The following is a 25471-nucleotide window of genomic DNA, read 5'->3' as shown; positions in this document are numbered from 1 at the left end:
AGTGCTGCCGTCAGCGTCGTCTTGCCGTGGTCCACGTGACCAATCGTGCCGACGTTGACGTGCGGCTTGGTGCGTTCGAATTTACCCTTTGCCATACGCGCTAAACCCCGATGGAGTGAATTGATGTGAAAGAAAAACCAATCCGATCGACACCGGATCGACACCCGCCGGTATCGTGCGAGTGGTGCTCATGACTGGAATCGAACCAGCGACCTCTTCCTTACCAAGGAAGTGCTCTACCGACTGAGCTACATGAGCAAAACTGTTGCCATCCTCCATGATGACGCAGACAAACCCGGCGTCCTGCCGGACTCTTCAAGAAAGCGTCGACTCATGCAGCAACGCATCAATCAACAGCACCCGACACTTGCAGTCGCAATGGAGCGGAAGACGGGAATCGAACCCGTGTAATCAGTTTGGAAAACTGATGTTCTACCATTGAACTACTCCCGCCAAGCGCGGAACTCATGCTGGTGGAGGGAGGTGGATTACTCCGGGCATCCTGCCCTCCGCCCCTCCGGGGCCGCGCCGCTTTCGCGTCGCGTTCAAAATCGCTCCTGCGATTTTGTACTCGTCTCATCCTGAGACTCGCCCATCCGGGCCAGCCTCCGGCTGTTCAAAATCGATCCAGGCGATTTTGTCGAACCACGGCGGCGGATCTCATCCACCTCCACAGCTCGCTTGTCAGATCTCCGGAACTTGACTACACAAGGCACTCAAGCTGGTGGAGGGAGGTGGATTCGAACCACCGAAGGCGTAAGCCAGCAGATTTACAGTCTGCCCCCGTTGGCCGCTTGGGTATCCCTCCAACAAAGAACGCCTATTGTCGTGAGCACCCGGAAAACTGTCAATACTTGCGGCACGAAATCGAGGAAATTTCTTGCCACGGATATCGATCTGACGCCACCCGGACCACCCGAAACAACACGCGCCTCCTGAACGAAGCCGCGCAGCATACCATGCATGCAACGATCCGCCCACGAACACCGAACCCCGGCCGTCGTCACATGTCCGGCGCATCACGTCCGGACAACGCACATTTCGACCCGGATCATGGCGCTACGCTGGCCGAGCGCCACCTGCCAACCGGTCGTTACTGCACCAGCGGCGCCGAGCGCAGGGCCGTCACCTGCTGCTCCATGGCCTTGGACAGCTCCATCAACTGCTTCGCGTAGGCCTGCAGGCGCTGGTCCTCCTCGTTGCGCGGCTCCCAGACCGGCACCTGGGTCGGGTGGCCATCCGGGCTGTCCAACGCCACAAACACCATCACGCAACTGGTCGCCAGCCGCTGCTCGCCACTGCGCAGGGCGCGTGCCAGCACGTCCACCGCCATGTGCATGCTGGATCGCCCCGTATGGATCAGGCGCGCACGCACGGTGACCAGGTCGCCGATCAGGATCGGCGCCACGAACTGGATGCCGCTGACCGAGACGGTGACGCAATACGCCCCGCTCCAGCCCACCGCGCAGGCATAGCCCGCCTGGTCGATCCACTTCATTGCCATGCCGCCATGCACCTTGCCACCGAAATTGACGTCGGTGGGCTGGGCGAGAAAGCGGAAAGTCACCTCGTTCTGCTGGCCTGGCATGTAGATTCCGTCGCGGGGTCAAGGACTGGGCCAACATTATGCCCGTCAGAACCCCGCCACCGTCGACGCATCAAGCAAAAGTTGCATGGGCGTGCTCAATACGCCATTCGGCGACAGGCGTTCCGGCCCGGTCGCGACAAACCCGAACCGCCGGTACACCGGCACCGCGCAACGGGAGGCGTTGAGTGTGAAACACCGTGTGCTCGCGCGCCGGACGGCGTCGCGCATGGCCCGCAGCCACAGGCGGCGGGCAATACCTCGCCCCTGGTAGCGGGTTCCGACGAAAAGCTGGATCAGGTGACTGTCGTCACGCATCGCAGCAACACCCACCAACGTGCCGCCCAGCCAAGCCAGATGGAAACGGCACCCAATGGCGATCCGCTCGCGAACTACCTTTGCACTCATCCGCTCAAGCATGGCGACCCCGGCATCGTGCGGCTGGTCAGGCAAAATCCAGCGACGCGCCACGCGGCGCACCAACACGCCGATGGCGCGAGCGTCGTCCGATTGACCCAGGCGCAGGGACAATTCAAGTGGCGGCACGCGCGACCTCGCTGGATTTGAGACGGCGCGATTGTGGCAGTCGTACCCGCACGAAAAAAGCCCCGCCTTGCCGGGCGGGGCTTTCTCATCCGGCAAGCCGAAGCTCAGACGTTGAACAGGAAGTGCAGCACGTCGCCATCCTTGACGATGTAATCCTTGCCTTCCTTGCGCAGGCGCCCTGCCGCTGCCGCACCCGTTTCGCCCTTGTACTGGACGAAGTCGTCGTAGCCCACGGTCTCGGCGCGGATGAAGCCCTTTTCGAAGTCGGTGTGGATCACCCCGGCAGCCTGCGGCGCGGTGGAGCCACGCTTTACCGTCCAGGCACGCACTTCCTTCACGCCGGCGGTGAAATAGGTCTGCAGGTTGAGCAGCTTGTAGCCGGCGCGAATCACCCGATTCAGCCCCGGCTCGTCCAACCCCATGTCCTTCAGGAATTCGTCGCGATCAGCGTCATCCAGCTGCGCCATCTCTTCCTCGATGGCGGCACACACCGGCACCACTTCGGCCCCTTCGACAAGCGCGCGGGCGCGCACGGCGTCCAGCAGCGGGTTGTTCTCGAAACCGTCGTCGGCAACGTTGGCGATGTACATCAGCGGCTTCAGGGTGAGCAGGAACAGGTCGCGGACCAGCGCACGCTCTTCCTCATCCAGGCCCAGGCTGCGCGCGGACTTGCCTTCGTTGAGGCCGGCCGACAGCTTCTGCAGCACCGGCTTCTTCGCCAACGCCTCCTTGTCGTTCGCCTTGGCCGCACGCTCGGCGCGATTCAAGGCCTTGTCCACCGACTCCAGGTCGGCCAGCGCCAGCTCGGTGTCGATCGTCTCGATGTCGGCGATCGGATCGACCTTGCCCGCGACATGGATCACGTCACCCTCGAAACAGCGCACCACGTGGGCGATCGCGTCGACCTCGCGGATGTGCGCCAGGAACTTGTTGCCAAGCCCTTCGCCCTTGGAGGCACCGGCCACCAGGCCGGCAATGTCGACGAACTCGACCGCGGTCGGGATGACTTTCTGCGGATTGACGATGGCCGCCAGCGCATTCAGCCGCAGGTCCGGCACCGGCACTACGCCAACGTTCGGCTCGATCGTGCAGAACGGGAAGTTGGCCGCGGCGATGCCCGCCTTGGTCAGCGCATTGAACAGGGTGGACTTGCCGACATTGGGCAGACCAACAATGCCGCATTTGATGCCCATGGGAGCTCCGGAAATGAAAAATGAAAAATCGGGGTTCGGAAAGTGCCGGCGCGGAACGCAACGCCCGGCTACCTGCTTCCGCCCTCGTTCGTATGCAACTGCTGCATCGCCTTGTCGAACTGCCCGTCCGTCGCCAGCGGCAGCACATCCAGTGCGCGGCCGATGCCGCCAAGGATCGCATCCTCATCCTGCGCAGATGGCCGCCCAAGCACCCAGCCCGTGACCTTGTCGCGGTGCCCGGGATGACCGATGCCGATGCGCAGGCGGTGGAACTTGCCGTGGCCGAGATGGGCGAAAGTGTCGCGCAGGCCATTCTGGCCACCGTGACCCCCATCGAACTTCAGCCGCACGGTGCCGGCAGGCAGGTCGAGATCGTCGTGTGCCACCAGGCACTGTTCCGGCTCGATCTTGTAATAGCGCAGCGCCGAGACGACGGCGATGCCGCTCTTGTTCATGAAAGTGGACGGCTTGAGCAGCCAGACCGGCTCGCCACCAAGCCGCACCCGAGAGGTTTCGCCGTGCAGCTTGCCGTCGAAACTCCAGCGCTCGCCCTGGCTCGCCGCAAGGGCGTCCACAAGCCAGAACCCGGCGTTGTGCCGGGTTCGGAGGTATTCGGCACCGGGATTGCCCAGCCCGACGATGAGTCGAAGTCCCGCCATGACGAAACCCGCAGGCGACCCGCGCCCGGCAGGGGCGCGGGTCGCCGCGGCTTACTTCTTCGGTTCCTCGGCGGCCGGCTTGGCCTCGCCCTCGGCCGCATCGGCAGCCGGAGCTTCCTCGACCTCGGCCTTCACCGTGTTGGCGGTGACCACGGCGGAGTCATGGGAGGCGCCCAGGTGCAGCGCGGGGATCTCGACGCCGGCCGGCAGCTTGATCTGCGACATATGGATGATGTCGCCCGGCTTCAGGTCGGCCAGGTCGAGTTCGATGAACTCCGGCAGGTTCTTCGGCAGGCAGGAGATTTCCAGCTCGGTGAGGTTGTGCGAGATCACCACGCCGGAGGTCTTGCCGGCGGCCGACGCTTCCTGGTTCAGGAAGTGCAGCGGCACGCTCACGCGCAGCGCTTCCTTCTCGTTGATGCGCAGGAAGTCCATGTGCATCATCAGCTGCTTGAACGGATGCTTCTGCCAGTCGCGCACCAGCACCTTCTGCACCTTGCCGTCGACGTTCAGGTCGAGGATGGACGAGAAGAACCACTCGTGCTTGGCGGCAAGCAGGATGGTGTTGTGCTCGATCTGGATGTTCTGCGGCGCCTGCTCGGCACCGTAGACGACGGCCGGCACGAAGCCCGCATGACGCAGGCGGCGGCTCGCACCTTTCCCCTCGTCCTTGCGGCTCTGCGCCTTGATTTCATGTGTCTGGGACATTGCTTTACTACCTAGGTTGATGTTTGCCGCCTCGCGGCGACCATGTGACTTTCCCGCGACCAGGAAAGCCCGTTACTTCCACGCGACATCCATGCCGCGAAAAGCCAGGGATCAAAACCGCTCGTCCTGAGCGGACTTTCAAGCCATTTCCACGCGACATCCATGCCGCGAAAAGCCGAACATCAAGCACCGCTCATCCTGAGCGGACTTTCAAATTCTCAATCCACGTACAGCGAGCTGACCGACTCGCCAAAGGCGATGCGGCGAATGGTTTCGGCCAGCAGCTCGGCCACCGAAAGCTGACGGATCTTGGCGCACGACTGCGCCTCGGGCCGCAACGGCAGCGTGTTGGTCACCACCAGCTGGTCAAGCTGGGAGCCCTCGATGTTGCCGATCGCGGCACCGGACAGCACCGGATGCACGCAGTAGGCGATGACCTTGCGCGCACCGCGCTCCTTCAGTGCCGCCGCCGCCGCGCAAAGCGTGCCGGCGGTATCGACGATGTCGTCCACCATCACGCAGGTCTTGCCGTCCACATCGCCGATGATGTTCATCACCGTGGCCACGTTGGCGCGCGGACGGCGCTTGTCGATGATCGCCAGGTCCGCGTCGTCCAGCCGCTTGGCGATGGCGCGCGCGCGCACCACGCCGCCCACGTCCGGGCTCACCACGATCAGGTCGTCCAGCGAGTGGTGGCGCCAGATGTCCGCCAGCAATATCGGCGAAGCGTAGACGTTGTCCACCGGGATATCGAAGAACCCCTGGATCTGGTCGGCATGCAGGTCCACCGTCAGCACGCGATCGACGCCTGCGGCCCCAACCATCTTCGCCGCCAGCTTGGCGGTGATCGGCACGCGCGCGGAACGCGGGCGGCGATCCTGGCGGGCGTAACCGAAATACGGCATGACCGCGGTGACGCTGGCCGCCGAGGCCCGCTTCAGGGCATCGACCAGGGCCAGCATCTCGAACATGTTTTCCGCGCTCGGCGCGCCGGTCGGCTGCAGCACGAACACTTCCTGCCGGCGCACGTTCTCCTCGATCTCGATCTGCACTTCGCCGTCGCTGAACTTGCCGACGAGCGCCTTGCCCAGCGGAATGCCCAGCCGATGAGCCACGTCCTCGGCCAGGGCGCGATGGGCGTTGCCGGTGAACAGCATCGGGGCTGGCGTATCCACTAGTGACTTCCTCTGAACTTTGGGGTTCTTGGCTTGGAATGGCTGGGGCGGCAGGATTCGAACCTGCGAATGCGGGGATCAAAACCCCGTGCCTTACCGCTTGGCGACGCCCCAGTATGACTCTTGTCCGCTTCCGACCCGTGCCGGCTCAAACCGCTTTGCGATGCCTTGCCAGTGCCTCGTGCAGGGGCGACAGCCCCACGCCCGCGGCCACCCAGGCATCGAATTGCGCCGGGCATCGCCTGACCACCGCCTCCGCGCGTTCGCGCGAGACCATTTCCAGGAACACGCAACCGCCGCTGCCGGATAGCTGCGCACGCCCGAAAGCACCGAGCCAGTCGAGAGCGGCCGCCACACTGGGATGGCGAGCTCGCACGACGGGCTCGAAGGCGTTTTCTACCGTTTCGCCGGAAGCAAAGGATGAAATTGTCGCTGGCGGCGCATTTCGTGTCAATTCAGACGCTTGAAAAAGCGCCGCGGTGGGCACGTGCTCGCGCGGATTCAGCACCACATACCAGCGCCGCGGCAAGGTCATCGGCGTGAGCTGCTCGCCCACGCCTTCGGCCCAGGCCGAGCGGCCGCGCACGAAGACCGGCACATCGGCGCCCAGTTCGCGGCCCAGTGCGGCCAGCGCATCCTCGTCCAGCCCGGCGTCCCAGAGATGATTCAGCGCCACCAGCATCGTGGCGGCATCCGAGCTGCCGCCACCCAGGCCGCCGCCCATCGGGATGCGCTTGGCCACCTCGATGTCGACCCCGGCTGCGACGCCTGAATGCCGACGCAACAGACTGGCGGCGCGCACCAGCAAATCGTCCGCCTCGGCCACGCCGGGCACCTCGGTGCGGCGACGGATGACCCCGTCGGCACGCACGCGCAGGCGTACTTCGTCGCCCCGGTCGAGCAGGCGAAACACCGTCTGCAAGTCGTGGTAACCGTCCATACGACGGCCGGTGATGCGCAGGAACAGATTCAGCTTGGCCGGCGCCGGCCAGCGCGTCCAGCCTTCGGTCGACGGCCGCAGATAGCGGCGCATGTGCACCCGCAGGTGCATCGGAAAGCCGCGTTCGCGGTCATGTTCGCGGTGGGCTGCCTGGGCCGGGGTGTCGCGCGTCGGCTCGGTCACCTCGAAGCCGTGGCGCGCGTAGAACGGCGCATTCCAGGGCACGTCGGACAAGGTCCCCAGCACGATCGACGGATACCCTGCCTCGGCCGCCCAGGCGCAGGCGTGCTCCAACAGTCGGGTACCGATGCCGCGCCGGCCGTGGCTGGGCAGCACGTCCATCTCGGCAATGGTCGCCTCGCCGGCTTCGACGCCGACACCGACATAACCCACCGCATGACCGGCCTCGTCCAGCGCCACCCACACGCGACCGCGACCGATCGCGTCGGCCAGTGTCTCGGGGTCGCTCGGGGTGCTGGCGGCATACGAACGCCACGCAGGATGGCCGCGGAACAACTCCAGCGCCGCACACTCGATGTCACGCAGCGTATCGACCTGATCGAGGCGGGCGGGAACGATGGAACAGGCCATGGGTTGAAACTGCCGGCGTGCCGCGGAGCCTGCGGCAGGAGCGCGAAGTCTAGCAGCCAGTCGGAGCGCAGAAACCAGGCGCGGCGGGCGCAGCGAACCGGGCGCTACGCCAGCCACGCGCGTACCCGCCCTATTCTTTCGCGGCGGGCGGGGTGAAGTCCCAGCTCTCCACCGACAACCGCACCTTGTACGGCGGCTTGGCGGCGAAAACGGTACTGGGCAAGGGCGGCTGGCGACTGGTGTCCCAGGCGCGGTAGTCGACCGCCCAGCCATCCTGCTGCAATAGCGACGGCAGCTTGTTCTCGCCGAAGCGCAACACCGCCGGGCCACTGTCGGCACGCAGGCCGAGTATCCAGGCGCGCAAGTCGTGCAGCGGCACGTCCCAACCCAGCGCACGGCGCATCAACGCCTCGGCATCGGGACCACGCAGCGGGCCGCCACGCAGCCCGTCCAGCACCGCACCATCCGGGCCACCACTGAGATGGAAGCTGACACCGCTGAGCGCCGGACCGCGCAACACGAAATCGTAGTGGTCGCCATCCTGGGTCCAGGTCAGGCTGCCACTGCCGCCATTGTGACCATCGGAGACGCCGAGCCGGCCCTGCAGGGTCCAGTGGTCGGCGTCCGCCAACTGCTTCTCGCGGGCCTGCTGCTGCCCGAGCAGGGCGGCATCGCCCTTGATCCGGACGGCCTGGCGCGGCGCACAGGCCACCAGCAACAGCGGCAGGCTCGCCGCCAGCAAACGGAAAGCGTTCTTCATGGGTGCAGCCGTTTCAGTGCGTTTTGCAGGGTGGCGTTGTGCGGATCCAGCTTGTGCGCCTCGGCGAACACCTGCTTCGCCTGCTGGCGATGTCCCTGCTTCCACAGCACTTCGCCCAGATGAGCGCCAATGTCGGCGTTGCGAGCCGCCTTCCATGCACCACGCAACACGGTGGCGGCCTGATCGAGGTGACCCAGCCGGTATTGCAGCCAGCCCCAGGAGTCGGCGATGGACGGATCATCCGGCTTGGCCGCGCGGGCCACGGCGATCAGTTTCTCGGCCTCGGGCAGGTCGCGGTTGGTATCGGCCAGGGTGAAGCCCAGCGCATTGCTGGCATCCACGTCGCCCGGCTTGATCTTCAGCAGATGACGCAGGTCGGCAATGGCCAGATCGGTCTTGCCGGCCTCGGCATAAGCCAGGCCCCGGCCATACAACAGACCGGGGTCGTTCGGCACGACTTGCAAGGCATGGCTGAAGGCATCGATCGCCTCGGTATAGCGCTGCTCGCGCATGTACAGGTCGGCGTCCACCTCATAAGCCTGGCGAAGTTGCTTGGGTTGATCGAGGTAATCGGCCTGCATCTGGGCGAGCTGCTCGTGCGCCTGGGCCGACTTGCCCTGTTGCTGCAGCAGCACGGCGCTGCGCAGGTCGGCATCGAAGGCGTGCGGATCATCGTCGCTCACCTGGCTGTACCACTTCAGCGCATCGTCCGGATGCCCCAGAGTCTCGGCCAACTGGCCGAGCAGGTAGGCACCCTCGGTGCGCTGCTCGTCGGGAGACTGGCTGAGTTGCGCATAGATGCGCTTCAGTTGGGCCATATCCTTGGTCCGCGCCGCGAGGCCCGCGCGCATGGCGTAGGTGTCGGTATCCTGCGGGCCGTTTTCCAGTACGCGAGCGGCCTGGGCCGGGTCGCCGCTTTGATTCAGCAAGGTGGCGTAGGCCAGGCGCAGGTGGATGTCCTTCGGATCTTTCGCCTGCGCCTGGCGGAACAGCGCCATGGCGCCCTTGCGATCGCCGGCCTTGAACTTCAGCTGCGCCGCCCAGGCATAGGTTTCGGCGCTGTGGAAGCGCTGCAGGGCGGCATCGGCGATGTTTTGCGCATAGGCGTGTCGACCGAGCTGTTCGCCCATCTCGCTCATCGCCAGCCAGGCCTTCGGGTCGGCTGGCAGGCGCGCCGGCGTGGCCAGAGATTCCAGCAGATGGCCCGCCGCGGCCGGATCGCGACTGCCCAGCAGGACGCGGCCGAAATCGCGCCAGGCGTCCTTGTCGCCACTACTGGTCAGCAATTCGAGCTGATGCCGGGCCTCGTCGGTGCGGCCCTCGTTCAACGCCAGCTGGGCGCGCATCTGGGCCAGCGGCGCGGGCTTGGCGCCCAGCGCCTGCCAGCGGTCAAGCGCCCGCTCCGCGCCGGCGTTGTCATGCACGGCAATGGCCAGCGCGGCGGCCTGCCCGGCCACGCGAGGATCGTCGGACAGCGGCATGGCCTTGCCGTAGGCCGCGGCCGCTGCCTTGAGATCGGTATGCGCCAGCGCCATCTCACCCGTCAATAGTTGTGCCATCAGACTATGATCGGCATCGGGCGTGGCCACGGTCAGCCGCGCCAGAGGCTGTGGTGGTATCGGCGCCCGGGATGGCGACGTGGTCGGCACGGCGGCACAGCCGGCCAGCCCGACGAAAACCGCGCCACTGGCCGCAAAATGCCGCAGTTGCTTGAACTTGAAGACACCGCTCAGCACACTATTCACCCATCCATCCGTCGGTTTCGGCCCAGTCGGCCTCGTTGAAGTCTACGCTGCCGGATGCCCGTCGCCTTGAGTCGCCACGCACCATGCCGTTGATCGCCCTCGGGCTCAATCACCTTACCGCGCCGGTCAGCCTGCGCGAGCAAGTGGCGTTCGACACGGACGCCGCCGGCACGGCGCTGCGTGAACTGGCGCACGAACCGGGCGTGGACGAGGCGATGATCCTGTCCACCTGCAACCGCACCGAGTTGTACGTCAGCGTGGCGGCGGGGGCGGAACAGGTTCCGGAACACTGGCTCAATCGTCATCATCACTTGACCCCGGGCAAGCTGGACGAGTTCCTGTATCGCCACGACGAGGACGCCGCCGTACGGCACATGTTCCGCGTCGCCACCGGACTGGACTCGATGGTGCTGGGCGAGCCGCAGATCCTCGGCCAGGTGAAGGATGCCTACCAGATCGCACGCGACGCGCAGGCACTGAAGGCGCCGATGGACCGGCTGCTGCAGCACACCTTTGCCGTGGCCAAGCGCGTGCGCACCGATACCCGCATCGGCGCGCATACCGTGTCGGTGGCATTCACCGCGGTGCGCCTGGCCGAACAGGTATTCACCGATCTGAAGCAGGCCTGCGTGCTGCTGCTGGGCGCGGGCGACACCATCGAACTGGCCGCGCGCCACCTGGTCGACAAGCAGGTGCGCCGGCTGATCGTGGCCAACCGCACGCTGGAAAACGCCCAGGAACTGGCCAGCCACCACGGCGGCTATGCCATTTCGCTGGCCGACCTGCCGCAGCACCTGGCCGAGGCGGATATCGTGATCGCCTCCACCGCCTCGCGACAGCCCATCCTCACCAAGGCGATGGTCGAGCGGGCCATCGCCGCGCGCCGCCGCCGCCCGATGTTCCTGGTCGACATCGCCATGCCGCGCGACATCGAGCCGAGCGTGGGCGAACTGAGCGACGTGTTCCTCTACGGCATCGACGACCTGCGCCAGGTGATCGACGACAACCGTCGCTCGCGCGAGGCCGCCGCGCGCGAGGCCGATGCCATCATCGATCTGCAAGTGGAACGCTACATGGCGTGGCGCCGCGCGCTCACGCTGAAGAACCCGGCACTGGATCTGCGCCATCATGCCGAGCTGTACCGCGACGAGGTGCTGGCCAAGGCGCAATCGATGATCGCGCGCGGCAAGCCGGCCGACGAAGCCCTGGCCTTCCTCGCCAACACGCTCACCAACAAGCTGTTGCACCACCCCAGCGCACGCCTGCGCGAGGCCACGATGAGCGGCGACCTGGACCTGCTGCACGCTGCCGAGCGGCTGTATGGGCTGGATCAGGAAACGAGTGGCGAGGAGTGAGATGAGAGAAAGCGTCATCTCATCCTTTACTCTCTTCTCCCTCCTCTCCACTCACTCCTCGTTTCAATGACCCCATCGATTCGCCGCAAACTGGAAGCGCTTGCCGAACGGCACGAGGAAATCGGCCTGCTGCTGGCGCAGCCCGACGTGCTCGCCGACAACACGCGCTTTCGCGAACTGTCGCGCGAATACGCCCAGATCGAACCGGTGGTCGGCGCCCTGCACGAGCACGAACAGGCCGGCCGGGAGCTGGTCGATGCGCGCGCGATGCTGGATGACCCCGAACTGCGCGAGATGGCGGCCGATGACGTCACCCGGCTGGAGCAGCGCCTGCTCGACCTGGACGACGAGCTGCAGATCCTGCTGTTGCCGACCGATCCGCGCGACGAGGCCAACCTGTTCCTGGAAGTGCGCGCCGGCACCGGCGGCGACGAGGCGGCGATCTTCGCCGGCGACCTGTTCCGCATGTACGCGCGCTATGCCGAACGCAAGCGCTGGCACGTGGAAATCCTTAGCGAGAATTCCGGCGAACACGGCGGCTACAAGGAAATCGTGGCACGCGTGGAAGGCAAGGGTGCGTTCTCGCGGTTGAAGTTCGAGTCGGGCACGCATCGCGTACAGCGCGTGCCGGAAACCGAGTCGCAGGGACGCATCCACACCTCCGCCGCCACCGTGGCGATCCTGCCCGAGATCGACGAGATCAACGACATCGAGATCAGTCCCGCCGACCTGAAGGTCGATACCTTCCGTGCCTCCGGCGCCGGCGGCCAGCACGTCAACAAGACCGATTCGGCGATCCGCATCACCCACCTGCCCAGCGGCACCGTGGTGGAATGCCAGGACGAGCGCAGCCAGCACAAGAACCGCGCCCGCGCGATGAGCCTGCTGAAGGCGCGCCTGCTCGACGAGGCACAGGGAAAACAGGCTGCAGCGCAAGCACAGGAGCGCCGCCTTCAGGTAGGCTCGGGCGATCGCAGCCAGCGCATCCGCACCTACAACTTTCCGCAGGGACGCATCACCGACCACCGCATCAACCTCACGCTGTACCGGCTTCCCGAGGTGATCGGCGGCGATCTCGACGAACTGGTCGACGCGCTGGTGCGCGAACACCAGGCCGACGAACTGAAATCGCTGGCCGGTACCTGATGCCAACGACTCCGACGAACGTTCCCGCATGAACATCGCCATTCCCGCCAACCTCCCGAACACCTTGCAGCAATTGACCGACCTGCTGCAGCGCGGCGAGGATGCCCAGGCGTTGGCGTTCGCCGCCCGCGCACGGCGTGACTTCCCGGTGGCGCACGAGCTGATCCGCCTGCATGCGATTGCGCTGCTTCGCTGCAACCGCCGCGACGACGCCCGCCTGGCGCTCAATCGTGCCGCCGAGCTGGCGCCACAGAGTGTCGAAATCCAATGCAACCTCGCCACGCTGGCGCTGGAAGACGGCCAGGTGGATGCCGCGATCGAGCGTTTGCGTGCCGCGTTGCGCCGCACGCCCGGCCACCCGGCGATCCTGCACGGGCTCGGCACTTCGCTGATGGCCGCCGCCCGCTTCGAGCAGGCCCGCGAAGCGTTCGCCATGGCCACCCATGGTGCACCCGAGCATCCCGGTCTGCGTCTCAACCTGGCGGCGGCGGAACTGGAGCTGGGCCATCCCGCCCAAGCCGAAACGCATGTGCGCGAAGCGCTGCAAATGGCGCCGGAGCTCGATGCCGCGCATGCCCTGCTCGGCTATACCCTGCGCGCGCAGAACCGCCCCGGCGAAGCAGCCGAAGCATGGCTGCACGCCGAGCGCGCCGCACCGCGCAACCCGGTCTATCCCTACGAGGCCGGCCTGATGCTGGACGAGATCGGTCGCCTTGGCGAAGCCGCCGCGGCGTGGAAGCGCGCGCTGCACATCGATCCCGAGATCACGCCGGCGCTGGGTCAATGGCTGTTCGCACAACGTCGCCGTTGCGACTGGCACGAGCTGGACGCGCTCGCCGAACGCGTGCGTAGCGCCGTCGCCGAGCGCCGCCCCGGCATCGGCCCGTTCGCCTTCCTTGCCGAGGATGCCGATGCCGCCGCACAACACCTGTGCGCCACCAGCTACGCGACACTGATCGCCCAGCGCACCGCGCCGATACGCCGCCAGCTCGACCTGAAACACACCCTGCCCGCACCCGGCGCACCGATTCGCCTCGGCCTGGTCGCCGACGGCTTCGGCGAACACGCCACCGGGCTGCTGCTGGTGGCGATGATCGAGGCACTGGCGGACAGCGGGCTGGATATCCACCTGTTCGCGACCACGCCCGACGACGATGGCGCGATCCGTCGCCGCCTCGCCACCGCCGCCACGCTGCACGACCTGTCGGGACTGAACGCGCCGCAATCCGCGCAGCGCATCCACGCGGCGGCCATCGAGGTGCTGTTCGACCTCAACGGCTACTGCGGCAAGGACAACGCCGAACTGATGTCGCTGCGCCCCGCACCGGTGCAGGTGAACTGGCTGGCCTACCCGGGGACATCGGGGGCGCCGTGGATGGATTACCTGCTGGCCGACGCCGTGGTGCTGCCCCCTGCCCTGCGCCCGCACGTCAGCGAGAAACTGCTGCGCCTGCCGCGTTGCTACCAGCCCAGCGACACGACCCGGGTCCCCGGCGAGCCACTGACCCGCGCCTACTGCGGACTGCCTGCCGAAGGCATGGTGTTCGCCTGCTTCAACAACAGTTACAAGATCAACCCCGCCGCGTTCGCGCGCTTCATGCTGATCCTGCAGCAGGTGCCGGACAGCGTGCTGTGGTTGCTCTCCGGGCCGGACGGGGCGAACGGTCGCCTGCGCGCCGCGGCCGCCGCGCTGGACGTGGCGCCGGAACGACTGGTGTTCCTGCCGCACTTGCCGCATGCCGAGTACCTGGCCTGCTACGCCCACGCCGACCTGTTCCTCGACACGCTGCCGTACAACGCCCACACCACCGCATCGGATGCGCTGTGGGCCGGCTGCCCCGTGCTCAGCTGGTGCGGCGACACCTTCGCCGGGCGCGTGGCCGCCAGTCTGTTGCAACACATCGGACTGCCCGAGCTGGTGGTGGACGACGAGGAAAACTTCATCGCCACCGCCGTGCAACTGGGCAACAATCGCCTGGCCCGCGTGGCATTGCGCCATTATCTGGCGCAGCAGCGCGACGGCAACCCGCTGTTCGACATGACGGGCTTCGCCACCGATTTCGAGCGGGCCGTGCAGTGGATCAGCGCACGCCATCGCATCGGCCGACCACCCGCCGACCACGACCTGTAGCGTTCGCGCGCCGCCTCAGCTGATCAGGAAATCCGTATGGCCCGGCGATTCCGCCGGCTCGCGCGTCACCGATTCCACGGTGGCCGCGACCGGGCCATCCCACAGCCAGCGCTCGAGTGCATCGAGCGCCGCCAGGTCGCCGCAGGCCAGCACTTCGACCCGCCCATCGGGCAGGTTGCGGGCATGGCCAGCCAGGCCCAGTTCGTGCGCCTGTTCACGCGCGCTGGCGCGATAGAACACGCCCTGCACGCGCCCGCTGACAAGGAAGCGCGCCGCGTGCATCACTTGCCCGCCGGGATCGCATGGCCGAGCACGCTGGCGTCGATCGGGCCGATGAAACGCTTGGCCACGGTACCGTCCGGCGCAATCAGATAAGTCGTCGGCAAACCCTGCGGCTCGTCGAAATCCTTCGGCGACTTGTCCAGCGTCACCTGTGCCACCGGGTAGCTCACCGGATGCTTTTTCAGGAAGGCGCGGATGTCCGCTGCCGGGCTGTCGTCATAGGCCAGTCCGATCGCGCGGACGTTCGCATGCTTGCTGACGAAGGCCGAGATGTCCGGCATTTCCTTGATGCACGGCACGCACCAGGTTGCCCAGAAATTCACGATCACCCAGTGCCCGCGCTGCGCGGACAGATTCCACGGCTGGCCATCCAGCGTGGTGACTTTCAGCGTCGGATGCGTGGGCATGCTGGCGAACGCAGGCGTCACCGCCAGCGCAAGCAACAGCGACGCCCAGGCCGGAGCCAGCCATTTGCGCGACTTCATGGAGCGGATTCCTCGACAGCGGGGGGTGGGGTCGAAGCAGGATAAGCCTGATCGAGGCGCGTTCCCAGCGTCGATGCCAGTGTCTGCGCCATCTCGTCAAGCAGGGCCAGCAATTCATCGGGAAGCTCGACATCCAACTCGGCGACATCCTTCATCGGCTCCAGCGGCAGGCGATAGCCGCTGTGGACATACACGCGCAACAAATCGGTACTGTCCAGGCTGCGCGCCAGCAGCCAGCCCCCGGCCTCGCTGCGCTGGATCAGGTCTGCGCGCTGCAGCGCATCGAAGCAAGCCGCGATGGCGGTGCTGTGCATGGCCGGTTCGGCCAGTTGCACCGAGGCCGGATCCACCGGTTTTCCCTCTCGCTGTCCCGTCACGAAGTGCCGCAGCACCACCAGCAGGCCGAGAAACTCGGCGTCCTTTGGCATCGCCTTCGCCGCGGGGCGATATTCGAATGACGAGATCGACGCGGCAATCGACGCACCCAGGATCACGATGATCCACGATAGGTAGATCCACAGCAGGAAGATCGGGATCGCCGCCAGCGCCTTGCCGTAGATCTGCTGATAGGTGTGCGCGCCATGCACGAACAACCGGAAACCCCAACGCGCAATTTCGAACAGCACTGCGCCGAGCACGGCCCCCACCGCCGCATCGCGCCGCGACACGCGACAGTTCGGCACCATCGTGTAAAGCAGCCACAGCGTCACCAGCGTCACCACGAAGGGCAGCACGCGCAGCACCACCTCGCCCAGCCCGAACTGGTCTGCCGTTCCATGCAGCAGCGGCAGCGCCGTGATGTAGGAGCTGGCAGCGAGGCCACCCACCACCAGGATCGGTCCCAGCGTCAGTGCCGCCCAGTACAGCAGCAGGCGCGAGCCCCAGCCGCGCGGCTGATGCACGCGCCAGATGCGGTTGAGCCGATCCTCGATGCTCACCATCATCGAGATTGCGCTGAACAGCATCACCAGGATGCTGATGCCGGTGAGCTGGCTCGCGTTGCTGGAGAATTCCTGCAACGCATCCTGCACGTGATGGCCGGCGGCGGGCACGAAGTTGCGGAACACGAAATCCAGCAGCGTGTCGCGCGCACCGGCGAATACCGGGAATACCGAGAACATCGCCAGGCCGGCCACCATCAGCGGCACCAGCGACACCAGCGTGGTATAGGAAAGCGCGCCGGCGGTCTCGAAGCACTTGTCGTCGACAAAGCGCTGCCACAGGAAGCGACTGAAAGTGGCTGCGCGGTCGCGGTCGAAACGTTGGGTCATGGACGGCTCGGCAACATCGCGGAGATCGACCGGTACACTAACAGCCTGCCGGGCTTATGAGGAATCGGCTGCACATTCGCCCGTGAACGGCCTACCCACACGAACCGAGAACCGCCACGCATGTCCGATATCCTGGTGCTCTACTACAGCCGCTCGGGCCACACCGCACAGCTTGCGCGACTGATCGCCCGCGGCATCGAGGAAGTGCCCGGCATGCGCGCACGGTTGCGCCAGGTGCCGCCGGTGGCGCCGGTGACCGAAGTCGCCCAGCCACCCGAACCCGAAGACGGCGCGCCCTACGCAACCAAGCAGGACCTGCACGACTGCGTCGGCCTCGCCATGGGCAGCCCGACCCGTTTCGGCAACATGGCCGCTCCACTGAAATACTTCCTCGACAGCACCGGTGCCGAATGGGCCAGCGGCGCGCTCAGCGGAAAACCGGCGGCGGTATTCACCTCCACCAGCACCCAGCACGGCGGCCAGGAAAGCACCTTGCTGACCATGGCGTTGCCACTGCTTCATCACGGCATGCTGCTGCTCGGCATTCCGTTCACCGAAGCAGCGCTCACCGCCACCCGCAGCGGCGGCACGCCCTACGGCGCCAGCCATGTCGCCGGGTCGAATGGCGAACAAGCCATCAGCGAACACGAACGCGAACTGGCCCGCGCGCTGGGACGCCGCCTTGCCGTGACCGCGCGCAAGCTGGCCGCCGACGCATGAACAGCAGCCCGGTCACCAACACCGACCGCATCGGCCTCGGCGCATGGGCTGCACTCGGGCTGTTGCAGATCGCCTGGCACGGCTGGCTGTTTCCGCCGCAAACGATGCCGGTATGGCTGGCGCTGGCCATCACCGTGGTTCCGCTGCTGCTGCCGCTGTCCGCCCTGCGCAAGGTACGCCGCGCATTGCTGTGGACCGGCATCCTCAGCCTGTTCTATTTCTGCCATGGCGTGGCCGAAGCGTGGAGCGCACCCGACGAGCGCGCCATCGCGTCACTGGAAATCGTGTTGACCCTGTTGCTGATCGGCACACTCGGCGCAGGCGTGCGCCGCCCACGCACCTGATCGATCCAGCGCCGCACCATGCCCGCACGGAAAGTCTTTCCCGCACCAGCCTGACCATCGCGCCACCCATTTCCATGTCGCCCCCGTTTGCGACATCGCGGATGTCGATCGCCAAATTTGCGAAAACCCCGGCATTCCGTTCGGCCGCGCCACTGTAATTTGGCCGTGCAGGGGAAGACATCAGGCACATGGAAGGAACAGCAAATGCCGAAACACACGGGTTGCAACGTGATGCTTGCGCGCGCGATACGCATGGCGCTCGCCGCCACCGCACTGGTGGCATGGTCGGTCCAGGCACGGCCACAGGACACGACGGAACATCCCCTAACCTCAGCGTCGACACCGGCACAAACCAACGCCGGCAAGAACAAGACCCCCACCAACCTGCAGGAAGTCGTGGTCACCGGCACGCACCGCGCCGGCCTTTCACCGACCGAATCGGTGTCGCCCATCGACACCTTCAGCGGTAGCCAGATCGCGAACCAGCCCTCGGCGAACCTGACCGACTCGCTGACCAACATCGTGCCGTCGCTGACCACCCAACGCTTTCCCATCGCCGACGGCACCGCCTTCGTGCGGCCGGTCTCGCTGCGCAACCTGTCGCCCGACCAGACCCTGGTCCTGGTGGATGGCGTGCGCTTCCACCGCTCGGCCCTGGTCAACCTGCAACTGGACCCGCTCGGCACCTTCAACCAGGGTGCGCAGGCGGTCGACTTCTCGGTATTTCCGTCCAACGCGATCAGCCGCGTGGAAGTGCTGCGTGATGGTGCGTCGGTGCTGTACGGATCGGACGCGATCGCCGGCGTGGTCAATGTCATCCTCAAGAAAGCCCGCGAAGGCGCCACGGTGAGCGCGCAATGGGGTCAATACAGCAAGGGCGACGGCAACATGCGCCGCTACGACGCCGACGCGGGTTTTCCGCTTGGCGCCAAGGGCTTTGTCCACGTGAGCCTGGAGCGTGAAACCACCGACCCCACCTCGCGCGGCGTCGCCCAGCACGACGCCGCCACCGTCGCCGCGGCGGTAGGCGCGAACCTGGTGCCCTACCACGGTCTGGGCCAGCGCTGGGGCGATCCGGACACCACGGCGAACAAGCTTTTCGTCAATGCCGGCTTACCACTGGAGGGCGACGTGGAGCTGTATGGCCACGCCAGCTACATGGACAAGAAAGTCCTGTCCAGTTTCTTCTATCGCAACCCGGTGCTGCCGCCGCAATACGGTGTCAGCGGCAGGTCGACGCTGGTCAGCTATGCTAACGGCAGTCTGGTGCCGGCCAACGCGCCGCAATCGCTGGTGAACAGCATCGTCGCCGGTGGCGGCAACCCCGCGAACTACCTGACCTCCAGCGCTTCCAGCCCGAGTGGCTGGACCTTGCTCAATCCGGTTTACAAGGCCTTCCCCGGCGGCTACAGCCCGCTCTTCGGCGCCGACATTGCCGATCACCAGATCGTCGGTGGCGTGCGTGGCGGCGCACAAAGCAACCTGCAGTGGGATGCGCATTACCGCACCGGCAGCAACGAGATCGACTACCGGCTCGAAGGCTCGATCAACCCCAGCCTGGGCAGCCTGTCGCCCACGAACTTCCATCCCGGCAAACTGACCCAGCGCGAACAGGGCGCCGGCGCGGACCTCGTCCGTTCGTTCGACGACTCGCCGCTCACGCTGGCGTTCGGCGCGCAATGGCGGTCGGAAACCTACATCATCCATCCCGGCGATGCCGGCTCGATCGAGGTGGGACCGACGGCGTCGGTCTTCGGTGTCGGCTCGGATGCCTTCCAGGGCTTCCCGACCAGCGCGGCAGGCCGCTTCACCCAGGACAGCGACTCGGCCTACTTCGACGCCGAAACCAACCTGACCGACCAGTGGTCGGGGGCCGCGGCCGTTCGCTACGAGCACGCGAACAATTACGGTTCCAAGGTGCTGTACAAGCTTTCCAGCCGCTATGCGTTCAATGACAAGTTCGCCTTGCGCGGCACCTACAACACCGGCTTCCGCACGCCGACGCCGGGCCAGGCGAATACGCTCAATGTCACCACCACGGCCAACGCACAAGGCCAGCTGATCCCCAGCGGCACCTATCCCGTGAACAACCCGGTGGCACGCACACTCGGCTCGACACCACTGAAGACGGAAACGTCGAAAAGCCTGACCATCGGCGCGGTGTGGACGCCCATCGACAGCGTGACCGCCACGCTCGACTACTATCGCATCCGCATCCACGATCGCATCGGCCTGGTCAGCAAGACCGTCACCCAGGCCAATGTCGACCAGCTCGCCGCGGATGGTTATCCGAACGCGCAACTGTTGCTCGGCAGCGATGCCAGCTACTTCAGCAACGCGTTCGGCTCGGTCGTGCATGGCATCGACTTCGTGGTGGACACGCGGCACCGGCTGGGCAGCGGCACGCTGAACGTCGACCTGCGCTACAACCGCAACGTGCAGGACGTGGTCAGGGTCAAGCCCGACACGCTCAACCGCGATTTCGTCTACGACCTCGAACACCAGGTGCCCGGGAGTCGTTCGGTGCTCAGCTTCGACTACGGGCTGCACCGGTTCCACGCCGTCGCGCGCATCAACCATTACGACGGCTGGAGCACCACGGCCGGCGTGTTCGGCAGCAACAACCCGCCGGCCGACGTGGCGCATTACGGTGGCAAGACGCTGCTCGACCTGGAAGCGAGCTTCCGCTTCAACGACACCTTCACCATGGCAGTGGGCGGCAACAACGTCTTCAACACCTATCCGGACAAGGAGCAGAACGCGACCTTGCAGTTCCTCGGTGCGAAGTACGCCCTCACCTCGCCATTCGGCTTCAACGGCGCCTTCTGGTATGCACGGCTGACCGCGCGGTTCTGAGCGGACACAAGACGGGACGCCGCCCAGGTGGCGTCCCGTCTTGCCGGCACCTTGACCGACAGGCAACGCGATCCTTCCTATAATGGCTTTCCTTGCACGGGAGCCAGCCATGGGATTTCTGCAGACCGCCCCGCAACTGCCGCACCCCTGGCGCAGCGATCGCCTGCTGCACGCGCTGCTCGATCGCGCCCTGCCCGCCGAGCGCCGTGCCGCGCTGGATACCGACCTCGACGTTCTCGGCGATTACGCCGTAATGGCCTGGCAACGTGCCAGCACCAGCACACGGCGCAAGCCGGTGCTGACGCAATGGGATGCGTGGGGACGCCGGGTTGACCGCATCGAGCTGACCACCGCATGGCAGGAAGGGCCGGTCATCACCACCGGCCATGCCGTGCTCGCTGCCGGCCACGAAGACCACGAACACGCGCGGCTGGAAGAATTCGCGCGCGTCTACCTGTACCACGTGGCCAGCGAGTTCTACACCTGCCCGCTGGCGATGACCGATGGCGCGGCAACCGCGCTGAAGGCCTCCGGCAATCGCGAACTGATCGAGCGCGCGCTGCCGCATTTCCTCAGCCGCGACCCGGCCACGTTCTGGCTCAGCGGCCAGTGGATGACCGAGACCCACGGCGGCTCCGACGTGGGCAACACCGAGACCGTGGCGAAACAGGACGCGGACGGCCAATGGCGCCTGTACGGCCGCAAGTGGTTCAGTTCGGCCGTGGTCGGCGAAGCCGCGCTGGCGCTGGCGCGACCGGAAGGCGCGGGCAGCGGCACCGGTTCGCTGGCACTGTTCTACGTGGAGACGATGGATGGCGCCGAGCGCAAGCCGGAGCTGATCATCGATCGCCTGAAGGACAAGCTGGGCACGCAGGAATTGCCCACCGCGGAAGTCCACCTAGATGGCCTGCCCGCCTGGCCGCTGGGCGAATTGGCGCATGGCGTGCGCCAGGTGGCGCCGATGCTCAACGTCACCCGCACCTGGAACGCCATCGGCGCGGTGTCGCACATGTCGCGCGCGATCAGCCTGGCACGCGACTTCGCCACGCGGCGACAGGCGTTCGGCCGCCCGTTGATCGAACAGCCGCTGCATGCACGGACGCTGGCCGACATGCAGGCCGAATTCGAGGGCGCATTCGCACTGGCTTTCGAAGTGGCGCACCTGCTCGGTCGCGTGGAACACGGAGCCTCCGCTGCGCACGAAGTCGCCCTGCTGCGCCTGCTCACGCCGCTGGCCAAGCTGTGGACCGGCAAGCTGGCGGTACAGACCTGTTCCGAGGCGATTGAATGCTTCGGCGGTGCCGGCTACATCGAGGACACCGGCCTGCCGCAACTGCTGCGCGATGCGCAGGTGTACGCCATCTGGGAAGGCACCACCAACGTGCTCTCGCTGGACAACCTGCGTGCGCTGGCCGGCGATGGGCTCGACGCCTTGCGCACCGCCACGGCGCGCTGGCTGGAAGGCAACGACGACATGCACGCCGCCAGCGCGATCCGGCAAACGCTGGACGCCGCGGCACGCTGGCTCAACCAGCACGCCGCCCAGCGCGACATGCTGGAAGCCGGCGCGCGTGGGCTCGCCTTCACATTGGCACGTTGCGCCGCGGCCACCTTGCTGGCACGGCAGGCGACCTGGTCGACCGATCACGGCGACCGCCGCCCCGCCGCTGCACTGCAGCGCTTCATCGCACTGGGCCTCGACCGGCTGGTTGCGCCGGATGCCGGCAATACCGCGCTGCTGCTGGGCTGACGGCGTTGTTCAACGCGGCTACCAAGCCAACAAGTTTTGCAGGAGCCCGCTGGCGGGCGATGCTTCTGCGACGTGCCGAAGAGCATCGCCCGCCAGCGGGCTCCTACGGCACCATGAACCGTTGCGCGACCCGCGGCCTCTGCCTACGGGCTAAAATGGCGCGTCCCCACCACCACGGCCCAACGACATGCAGCACCTGACCATCGTCACCACCGGCGGCACCATCGACAAGATCTATTTCGACGACAAGTCGGATTACAAGATCGGTGCGCCGCAGATCGGCGACATCCTCGGCCAGCTCGGCGTGGCGTTCCAGTTCGACGTGATCCCGATCCTGCGCAAGGACAGCCTGCATGTCACCGACGAGGACCGCGCGCTGATCCGCTCCACTATCGAGGCACAGCCGCACCGCCACGTGCTGGTGACGCACGGCACCGACACCATGGTGGAAACCGCCAAGGTGCTGGCCGCCATCCCTGGCAAGGTGATCGTGCTGACCGGCGCGTTGAACCCGGCGCGGTTCCAGGGCTCGGACGCGGTGTTCAACGTCGGTTGCGCCGTGGCCGCGGTGCAGACCCTGCCCGACGGTGTCTACATCACCATGAACGGCCGCGTGTGGGATCCGGCACATGTACGCAAGAACCGCGCCGCGAACCGCTTCGAAGAGGCCAACTGACCCGTCGCGAGGCGCCCTGATGCTGCCATCACCGGCAAAAAGAACCCCGGCCGAAGCCGGGGTTTTCGTTGGAGCCGTGTGGAGCTGCACCGGTTACCCGGCGCAGCTCCGGGCCGGCATCAGTTCAGCGTTTCGGTCAACGTCACGCCCGAGAACGTCTGGTACGCACGCACCTTGATGTAATAGGTGGTGCTTGCCGACGGCGTGAAAGTGCAGCTTTCGTTGCTGCCGGTCTTGTACGGACGGCAGCTGTAGGCGCTGGTGGTCGGCGCCGCGCCAGCCCGCACGTACAGGTCCGCGTCACCGGTGCCGCCGGAAATCGCGAAGGTCACGGTATGACCGGCCTGCACCGTCTCGGTGTAGGTCTGCGACCAGTTGCCCGAAGTCACTGTCGGCAAGTTCACCGTGTCGGTGCTGCCGCCACCGTTGCCACCACCGGTGCTGTAGCTGGCCTTTACCGTCACGCCGGAATACGACGAGTAGCCGTGCACCTTGATGTAGTACTTGCCGGCCGACGGCGACGGCACGCTGCAGCTTTCCGAGTTGCCGGTCTTCCATGGGCGGCAATCGTAACTACTGGTGGTGGGCGCACTGCCGAACTTGGTGTACAGGTCGGCGTCGCCGCTGCCGCCGGAGATCGACATCACCAGGTTGCTGGCACCGGCCGGCACGGTGATGAAGTAATCGTTGTCGGCACCCGAACCACCGGCCACGCCGGTTACGCCCACGTTGTTCTGCAGTTCCGTGGTGCCACCGTTGCCCGGATCGCCGCCACTGCCCGGGCAGGTTACGCCGACGCCGTTGAACGCGGCGATCACCGCATTCTTGTCATAACCCAGGTCGGTCGCGGCCGACTCCACGCCACAGGCGCCGGAGTTGAAGGTCGAGTTGGCCGTCCAATACGCCTTGTTGGCCAGCGCGTAGACCTGGAAGGCCTTCTTCACGTTCCAGCCACTGGTCTTGGCCAGCAGGCAGAACGACTTGTTGTAGACGCCACTGGAATAGTGCACGTCCAGGCCGGAGTTGTAATCCGCGGCGTTGTCGATCGAGCCGCCATCCTGCGTCGGGTTGCACATGTAGCGCAGCGCCTGGCCGATACCCGCGCTGGCCTTGACGATGTCGGCGCCGACCAGGAAATCGGCCGAGCCGCGGTCGAAGTATTCGGCGGCTTCGCCGGCGATGTCCGAATAGGCTTCATTCATGCCGCCGGACTGACCGGTGTATTCCAGGCCGGAGTTCTGCTCGGTGTAGCCGTGGCTGATTTCGTGGCTGGTCACGTCCAGCGAAACCAGCGGATAAAACGTGCTGGCACCGTCACCGAAGTACATCGCCGAACCGTCCCAGAATGCATTTTCGTAATTGGACTGGTAATGCACCTTCATCAGCAGCTGGATATTCAGCGGCGGCGCACCGGTGTAGGACTGGTACATGTCGTGCACCACGCCACCGAAATGATGGGCGTCGTTCACCGGCGAATAGGCGCCGTTGATCGCGTCGGTATTGCTGGTCGGGCAGATGAAACTGACCACCGAGCCACCGCTGCTGCCATGGTTGAGGTTGTAGGTCTTCACGTTGGCGTTCTGCAGATAGCAGGTGCTGCCGGACTGCGTCACGTCCAGCGCCGCGTAGTCGGTGCCGTAATTGTATTTGCCGGTTTTCTGGTTGCCGCCCGGGCCATTGGCCGTCGCATCGGTCAGGCCATTCCAGCTCTTGACCACTTCGCCGGTATTGGCGTCGATGATGGCGGTGGGCCGGCTCGGGTTGGCACCGTTGACGAAATAGGAAACGCGATACACCAGGCGCGCCGGGCCATTCTCCTGCGGGTAGACGAACAGGTCGGTCTTCCGGTTTTCGATCGTCGCACCACCCACCAGCATGGTGTGCGCATGCGCGCGCAGTGTGGCCACGGCGCGATCCGCGCTCAACTTCGGCACCACCGACAGCAGCCCGGGCTGCGATTCCTGCATCAGCTCACCGGTGGCACGCAAGGCATTGCCCTGCGCATCCTGCAGCACCGCGATGCTGCGACCGTACACCGGCACGCCGCGATACATCTGCTGCTGACGCACCACGTGGCGCCCATTCGCCACTGCTACCGCACTTTGCGGCGCCAGCGACATCTGCGGACCAAGATTCAGCTGGGTTGCCAGCGAACTGGCCGGCACCGCACCCAGGTTCTGGGCGCGCAGGGTTTGTGTGGTGGCGGCCGTGGCGACCGTGCCGGTGGCCATGCCGATGGCGGCCACGAGTAGTTTCAAGCGGAGATGATTAACCATGTCAGTAAAACTCCTGGACAAAACGAAGGGACAAACGGGCCCGATGCAGCCGTACGGCCACATGCGAGAAATGTCGTGCAAGGCACGACGCGCTATTCGTCTGCTATCCGACGATCCCCAACTACGCCCATAAGCGGCTTCCTCCCCCCCGCTTTCCATGCAGGAACAGCACGCGGACGCGTAACTGCAAAACGGCGCTCACGCCGCCAAAGGATCATCCGCCAGCCTCCCAGATGGCGGATTCAAAAACGTTATTACTTGCGATTACTTATGACAA

General features: G+C 65.8%; 22 protein-coding genes and 4 tRNA genes. 8 read left to right on the top strand and 18 right to left on the bottom strand.

All coding sequences use genetic code 11. The features are described 5' to 3' along the window. From BMY90_RS15660 to BMY90_RS15595, 14 genes are all read right to left on the bottom strand, one after another. The coding region (locus tag BMY90_RS15660) for a GTP-binding protein (protein ID WP_038054197.1) at window positions 1-95 on the bottom strand (95 nt) is incomplete at its 3' end. 87 nt (window positions 96-182) lie between these two features. Then, window positions 183-258: transfer RNA gene (locus BMY90_RS15655), tRNA-Thr, on the bottom strand. A gap of 121 nt (window positions 259-379) precedes the next feature. After that, a tRNA-Gly gene (locus BMY90_RS15650) sits at window positions 380-453 on the bottom strand. 269 nt (window positions 454-722) lie between these two features. Beyond that, window positions 723-808, bottom strand: a tRNA-Tyr gene (locus BMY90_RS15645). Window positions 809-1093: 285 nt separating this feature from the next. Continuing rightward, window positions 1094-1588 (bottom strand): acyl-CoA thioesterase, encoded by a 495-nt coding sequence (locus tag BMY90_RS15640; RefSeq protein ID WP_008213197.1) that lies wholly within the window; start codon window positions 1586-1588, stop codon window positions 1094-1096. A 45-nt stretch (window positions 1589-1633) separates the two neighbouring features. Further along, a complete protein-coding gene (locus BMY90_RS15635) occupies window positions 1634-2131 on the bottom strand; it encodes a GNAT family N-acetyltransferase (RefSeq protein WP_245735061.1) in 498 nt (165 codons plus the stop codon). 104 nt (window positions 2132-2235) lie between these two features. Next, complete coding sequence (gene ychF / locus BMY90_RS15630; RefSeq protein WP_008213200.1) at window positions 2236-3324, bottom strand: redox-regulated ATPase YchF; 1089 nt, start codon at window positions 3322-3324, stop codon at window positions 2236-2238. Window positions 3325-3392: 68 nt separating this feature from the next. Next, window positions 3393-3983: an aminoacyl-tRNA hydrolase gene (pth, locus tag BMY90_RS15625; RefSeq protein ID WP_008213201.1), complete on the bottom strand. Its 591-nt coding sequence runs from the start codon at window positions 3981-3983 to the stop codon at window positions 3393-3395. A gap of 51 nt (window positions 3984-4034) precedes the next feature. After that, window positions 4035-4691: a 50S ribosomal protein L25/general stress protein Ctc gene (locus BMY90_RS15620; protein ID WP_008213202.1), complete on the bottom strand. Its 657-nt coding sequence runs from the start codon at window positions 4689-4691 to the stop codon at window positions 4035-4037. A gap of 218 nt (window positions 4692-4909) precedes the next feature. Next, entirely contained in the window at window positions 4910-5848 is a 939-nt protein-coding gene (locus BMY90_RS15615) for a ribose-phosphate diphosphokinase (RefSeq protein ID WP_037100665.1), read from the bottom strand. Window positions 5849-5905: 57 nt separating this feature from the next. Next, a tRNA-Gln gene (locus tag BMY90_RS15610) sits at window positions 5906-5980 on the bottom strand. Between the two features lie 34 nt (window positions 5981-6014). After that, window positions 6015-7397, bottom strand: coding sequence for a 4-(cytidine 5'-diphospho)-2-C-methyl-D-erythritol kinase (gene ispE, locus BMY90_RS15605; RefSeq protein ID WP_092705124.1), 1383 nt, complete (start codon window positions 7395-7397; stop codon window positions 6015-6017). Between the two features lie 130 nt (window positions 7398-7527). Beyond that, window positions 7528-8157 carry a lipoprotein insertase outer membrane protein LolB gene (gene lolB, locus BMY90_RS15600; RefSeq protein WP_092705123.1) on the bottom strand — a complete coding sequence of 210 codons (630 nt, stop codon included), beginning with the start codon at window positions 8155-8157 and terminating at the stop codon, window positions 7528-7530. Continuing rightward, window positions 8154-9893: a tetratricopeptide repeat protein gene (locus tag BMY90_RS15595; RefSeq protein WP_092705122.1), complete on the bottom strand. Its 1740-nt coding sequence runs from the start codon at window positions 9891-9893 to the stop codon at window positions 8154-8156. Before BMY90_RS15595 ends, lolB begins: the two co-directional genes overlap by 4 nt. A gap of 92 nt (window positions 9894-9985) precedes the next feature. On the opposite strand from BMY90_RS15595, the gene hemA reads away from it, so the two are divergent. The 3 genes from hemA (at window position 9986) to BMY90_RS15580 (ending at window position 14534) form a co-directional block, all read left to right on the top strand. Then, window positions 9986-11257: a glutamyl-tRNA reductase gene (gene hemA, locus BMY90_RS15590; protein ID WP_092705121.1), complete on the top strand. Its 1272-nt coding sequence runs from the start codon at window positions 9986-9988 to the stop codon at window positions 11255-11257. Window positions 11258-11323: 66 nt separating this feature from the next. Beyond that, window positions 11324-12403 (top strand): peptide chain release factor 1, encoded by a 1080-nt coding sequence (gene prfA, locus BMY90_RS15585; protein WP_092705120.1) that lies wholly within the window; start codon window positions 11324-11326, stop codon window positions 12401-12403. Window positions 12404-12431: 28 nt separating this feature from the next. Further along, window positions 12432-14534 carry an O-linked N-acetylglucosamine transferase, SPINDLY family protein gene (locus BMY90_RS15580; RefSeq protein WP_092705119.1) on the top strand — a complete coding sequence of 701 codons (2103 nt, stop codon included), beginning with the start codon at window positions 12432-12434 and terminating at the stop codon, window positions 14532-14534. 15 nt (window positions 14535-14549) lie between these two features. Here BMY90_RS15580 and BMY90_RS15575 read toward each other — a convergent pair whose 3' ends face one another. The 3 genes from BMY90_RS15575 to BMY90_RS15565 are packed head-to-tail and all read right to left on the bottom strand — an operon-like array spanning window position 14550 to window position 16572. Beyond that, window positions 14550-14816 (bottom strand): acylphosphatase, encoded by a 267-nt coding sequence (locus tag BMY90_RS15575; protein WP_092705118.1) that lies wholly within the window; start codon window positions 14814-14816, stop codon window positions 14550-14552. Continuing rightward, window positions 14816-15301 carry a TlpA family protein disulfide reductase gene (locus BMY90_RS15570; RefSeq protein WP_008207933.1) on the bottom strand — a complete coding sequence of 162 codons (486 nt, stop codon included), beginning with the start codon at window positions 15299-15301 and terminating at the stop codon, window positions 14816-14818. The genes BMY90_RS15575 and BMY90_RS15570 overlap by 1 nt, the downstream gene beginning before the upstream one ends. Beyond that, window positions 15298-16572, bottom strand: coding sequence for a YihY family inner membrane protein (locus BMY90_RS15565; RefSeq protein ID WP_008207934.1), 1275 nt, complete (start codon window positions 16570-16572; stop codon window positions 15298-15300). Before BMY90_RS15565 ends, BMY90_RS15570 begins: the two co-directional genes overlap by 4 nt. Window positions 16573-16692: 120 nt before the next feature. On the opposite strand from BMY90_RS15565, the gene wrbA reads away from it, so the two are divergent. From wrbA to BMY90_RS15540, 5 genes are all read left to right on the top strand, one after another. Next, window positions 16693-17292, top strand: coding sequence for an NAD(P)H:quinone oxidoreductase (wrbA, locus tag BMY90_RS15560; RefSeq protein ID WP_092705117.1), 600 nt, complete (start codon window positions 16693-16695; stop codon window positions 17290-17292). After that, window positions 17289-17636 (top strand): DUF2069 domain-containing protein, encoded by a 348-nt coding sequence (locus BMY90_RS15555; RefSeq protein WP_092705116.1) that lies wholly within the window; start codon window positions 17289-17291, stop codon window positions 17634-17636. Before wrbA ends, BMY90_RS15555 begins: the two co-directional genes overlap by 4 nt. Before the next feature lie 204 nt (window positions 17637-17840). Next, the gene (locus BMY90_RS15550) at window positions 17841-20492 is read left to right on the top strand and encodes a TonB-dependent receptor plug domain-containing protein (RefSeq protein WP_092705115.1); all 2652 of its coding nucleotides are present in this window, start codon (window positions 17841-17843) and stop codon (window positions 20490-20492) included. Window positions 20493-20601: 109 nt separating this feature from the next. Beyond that, on the top strand, window positions 20602-22242 hold the full coding sequence (locus BMY90_RS15545) for an acyl-CoA dehydrogenase family protein (RefSeq protein WP_092705114.1): 1641 nt from the start codon (window positions 20602-20604) through the stop codon (window positions 22240-22242). A 187-nt stretch (window positions 22243-22429) separates the two neighbouring features. Next, the gene (locus tag BMY90_RS15540) at window positions 22430-22918 is read left to right on the top strand and encodes an asparaginase domain-containing protein (protein WP_092705113.1); all 489 of its coding nucleotides are present in this window, start codon (window positions 22430-22432) and stop codon (window positions 22916-22918) included. A gap of 119 nt (window positions 22919-23037) precedes the next feature. On the opposite strand, the gene BMY90_RS15535 is transcribed toward BMY90_RS15540, so the two are convergent. Next, the gene (locus tag BMY90_RS15535; RefSeq protein WP_092705112.1) at window positions 23038-25194 is read right to left on the bottom strand and encodes a M4 family metallopeptidase; all 2157 of its coding nucleotides are present in this window, start codon (window positions 25192-25194) and stop codon (window positions 23038-23040) included. Window positions 25195-25471: the final 277 nt, after the last annotated feature.

Source organism: Rhodanobacter glycinis, from assembly GCF_900114325.1.
Taxonomy (GTDB): Bacteria; Pseudomonadota; Gammaproteobacteria; order Xanthomonadales; family Rhodanobacteraceae; genus Rhodanobacter_A; species Rhodanobacter_A glycinis.
Note: the sequence above shows the minus strand (reverse complement) of the source record. Positions and strands in the feature narration are given on the sequence as shown.

Coding starts and splice junctions, on each gene's coding strand:
- BMY90_RS15550 (WP_092705115.1), top strand. CDS start 17,841: ATGCCGAAACACACGGGTTGCAACGTGATGCTTGCGCGCGCGATACGC.
- wrbA (WP_092705117.1), top strand. CDS start 16,693: ATGTCCGATATCCTGGTGCTCTACTACAGCCGCTCGGGCCACACCGCA.
- BMY90_RS15535 (WP_092705112.1), bottom strand. CDS start 25,194: ATGGTTAATCATCTCCGCTTGAAACTACTCGTGGCCGCCATCGGCATG.
- BMY90_RS15615 (WP_037100665.1), bottom strand. CDS start 5,848: ATGCTGTTCACCGGCAACGCCCATCGCGCCCTGGCCGAGGACGTGGCT.
- lolB (WP_092705123.1), bottom strand. CDS start 8,157: ATGAAGAACGCTTTCCGTTTGCTGGCGGCGAGCCTGCCGCTGTTGCTG.
- BMY90_RS15620 (WP_008213202.1), bottom strand. CDS start 4,691: ATGTCCCAGACACATGAAATCAAGGCGCAGAGCCGCAAGGACGAGGGG.
- BMY90_RS15570 (WP_008207933.1), bottom strand. CDS start 15,301: ATGAAGTCGCGCAAATGGCTGGCTCCGGCCTGGGCGTCGCTGTTGCTT.
- BMY90_RS15555 (WP_092705116.1), top strand. CDS start 17,289: ATGAACAGCAGCCCGGTCACCAACACCGACCGCATCGGCCTCGGCGCA.
- BMY90_RS15565 (WP_008207934.1), bottom strand. CDS start 16,572: ATGACCCAACGTTTCGACCGCGACCGCGCAGCCACTTTCAGTCGCTTC.
- BMY90_RS15580 (WP_092705119.1), top strand. CDS start 12,432: ATGAACATCGCCATTCCCGCCAACCTCCCGAACACCTTGCAGCAATTG.
- BMY90_RS15545 (WP_092705114.1), top strand. CDS start 20,602: ATGGGATTTCTGCAGACCGCCCCGCAACTGCCGCACCCCTGGCGCAGC.
- ychF (WP_008213200.1), bottom strand. CDS start 3,324: ATGGGCATCAAATGCGGCATTGTTGGTCTGCCCAATGTCGGCAAGTCC.
- BMY90_RS15575 (WP_092705118.1), bottom strand. CDS start 14,816: ATGCACGCGGCGCGCTTCCTTGTCAGCGGGCGCGTGCAGGGCGTGTTC.
- prfA (WP_092705120.1), top strand. CDS start 11,324: ATGACCCCATCGATTCGCCGCAAACTGGAAGCGCTTGCCGAACGGCAC.
- BMY90_RS15540 (WP_092705113.1), top strand. CDS start 22,430: ATGCAGCACCTGACCATCGTCACCACCGGCGGCACCATCGACAAGATC.
- hemA (WP_092705121.1), top strand. CDS start 9,986: ATGCCGTTGATCGCCCTCGGGCTCAATCACCTTACCGCGCCGGTCAGC.
- BMY90_RS15640 (WP_008213197.1), bottom strand. CDS start 1,588: ATGCCAGGCCAGCAGAACGAGGTGACTTTCCGCTTTCTCGCCCAGCCC.
- ispE (WP_092705124.1), bottom strand. CDS start 7,397: ATGGCCTGTTCCATCGTTCCCGCCCGCCTCGATCAGGTCGATACGCTG.
- pth (WP_008213201.1), bottom strand. CDS start 3,983: ATGGCGGGACTTCGACTCATCGTCGGGCTGGGCAATCCCGGTGCCGAA.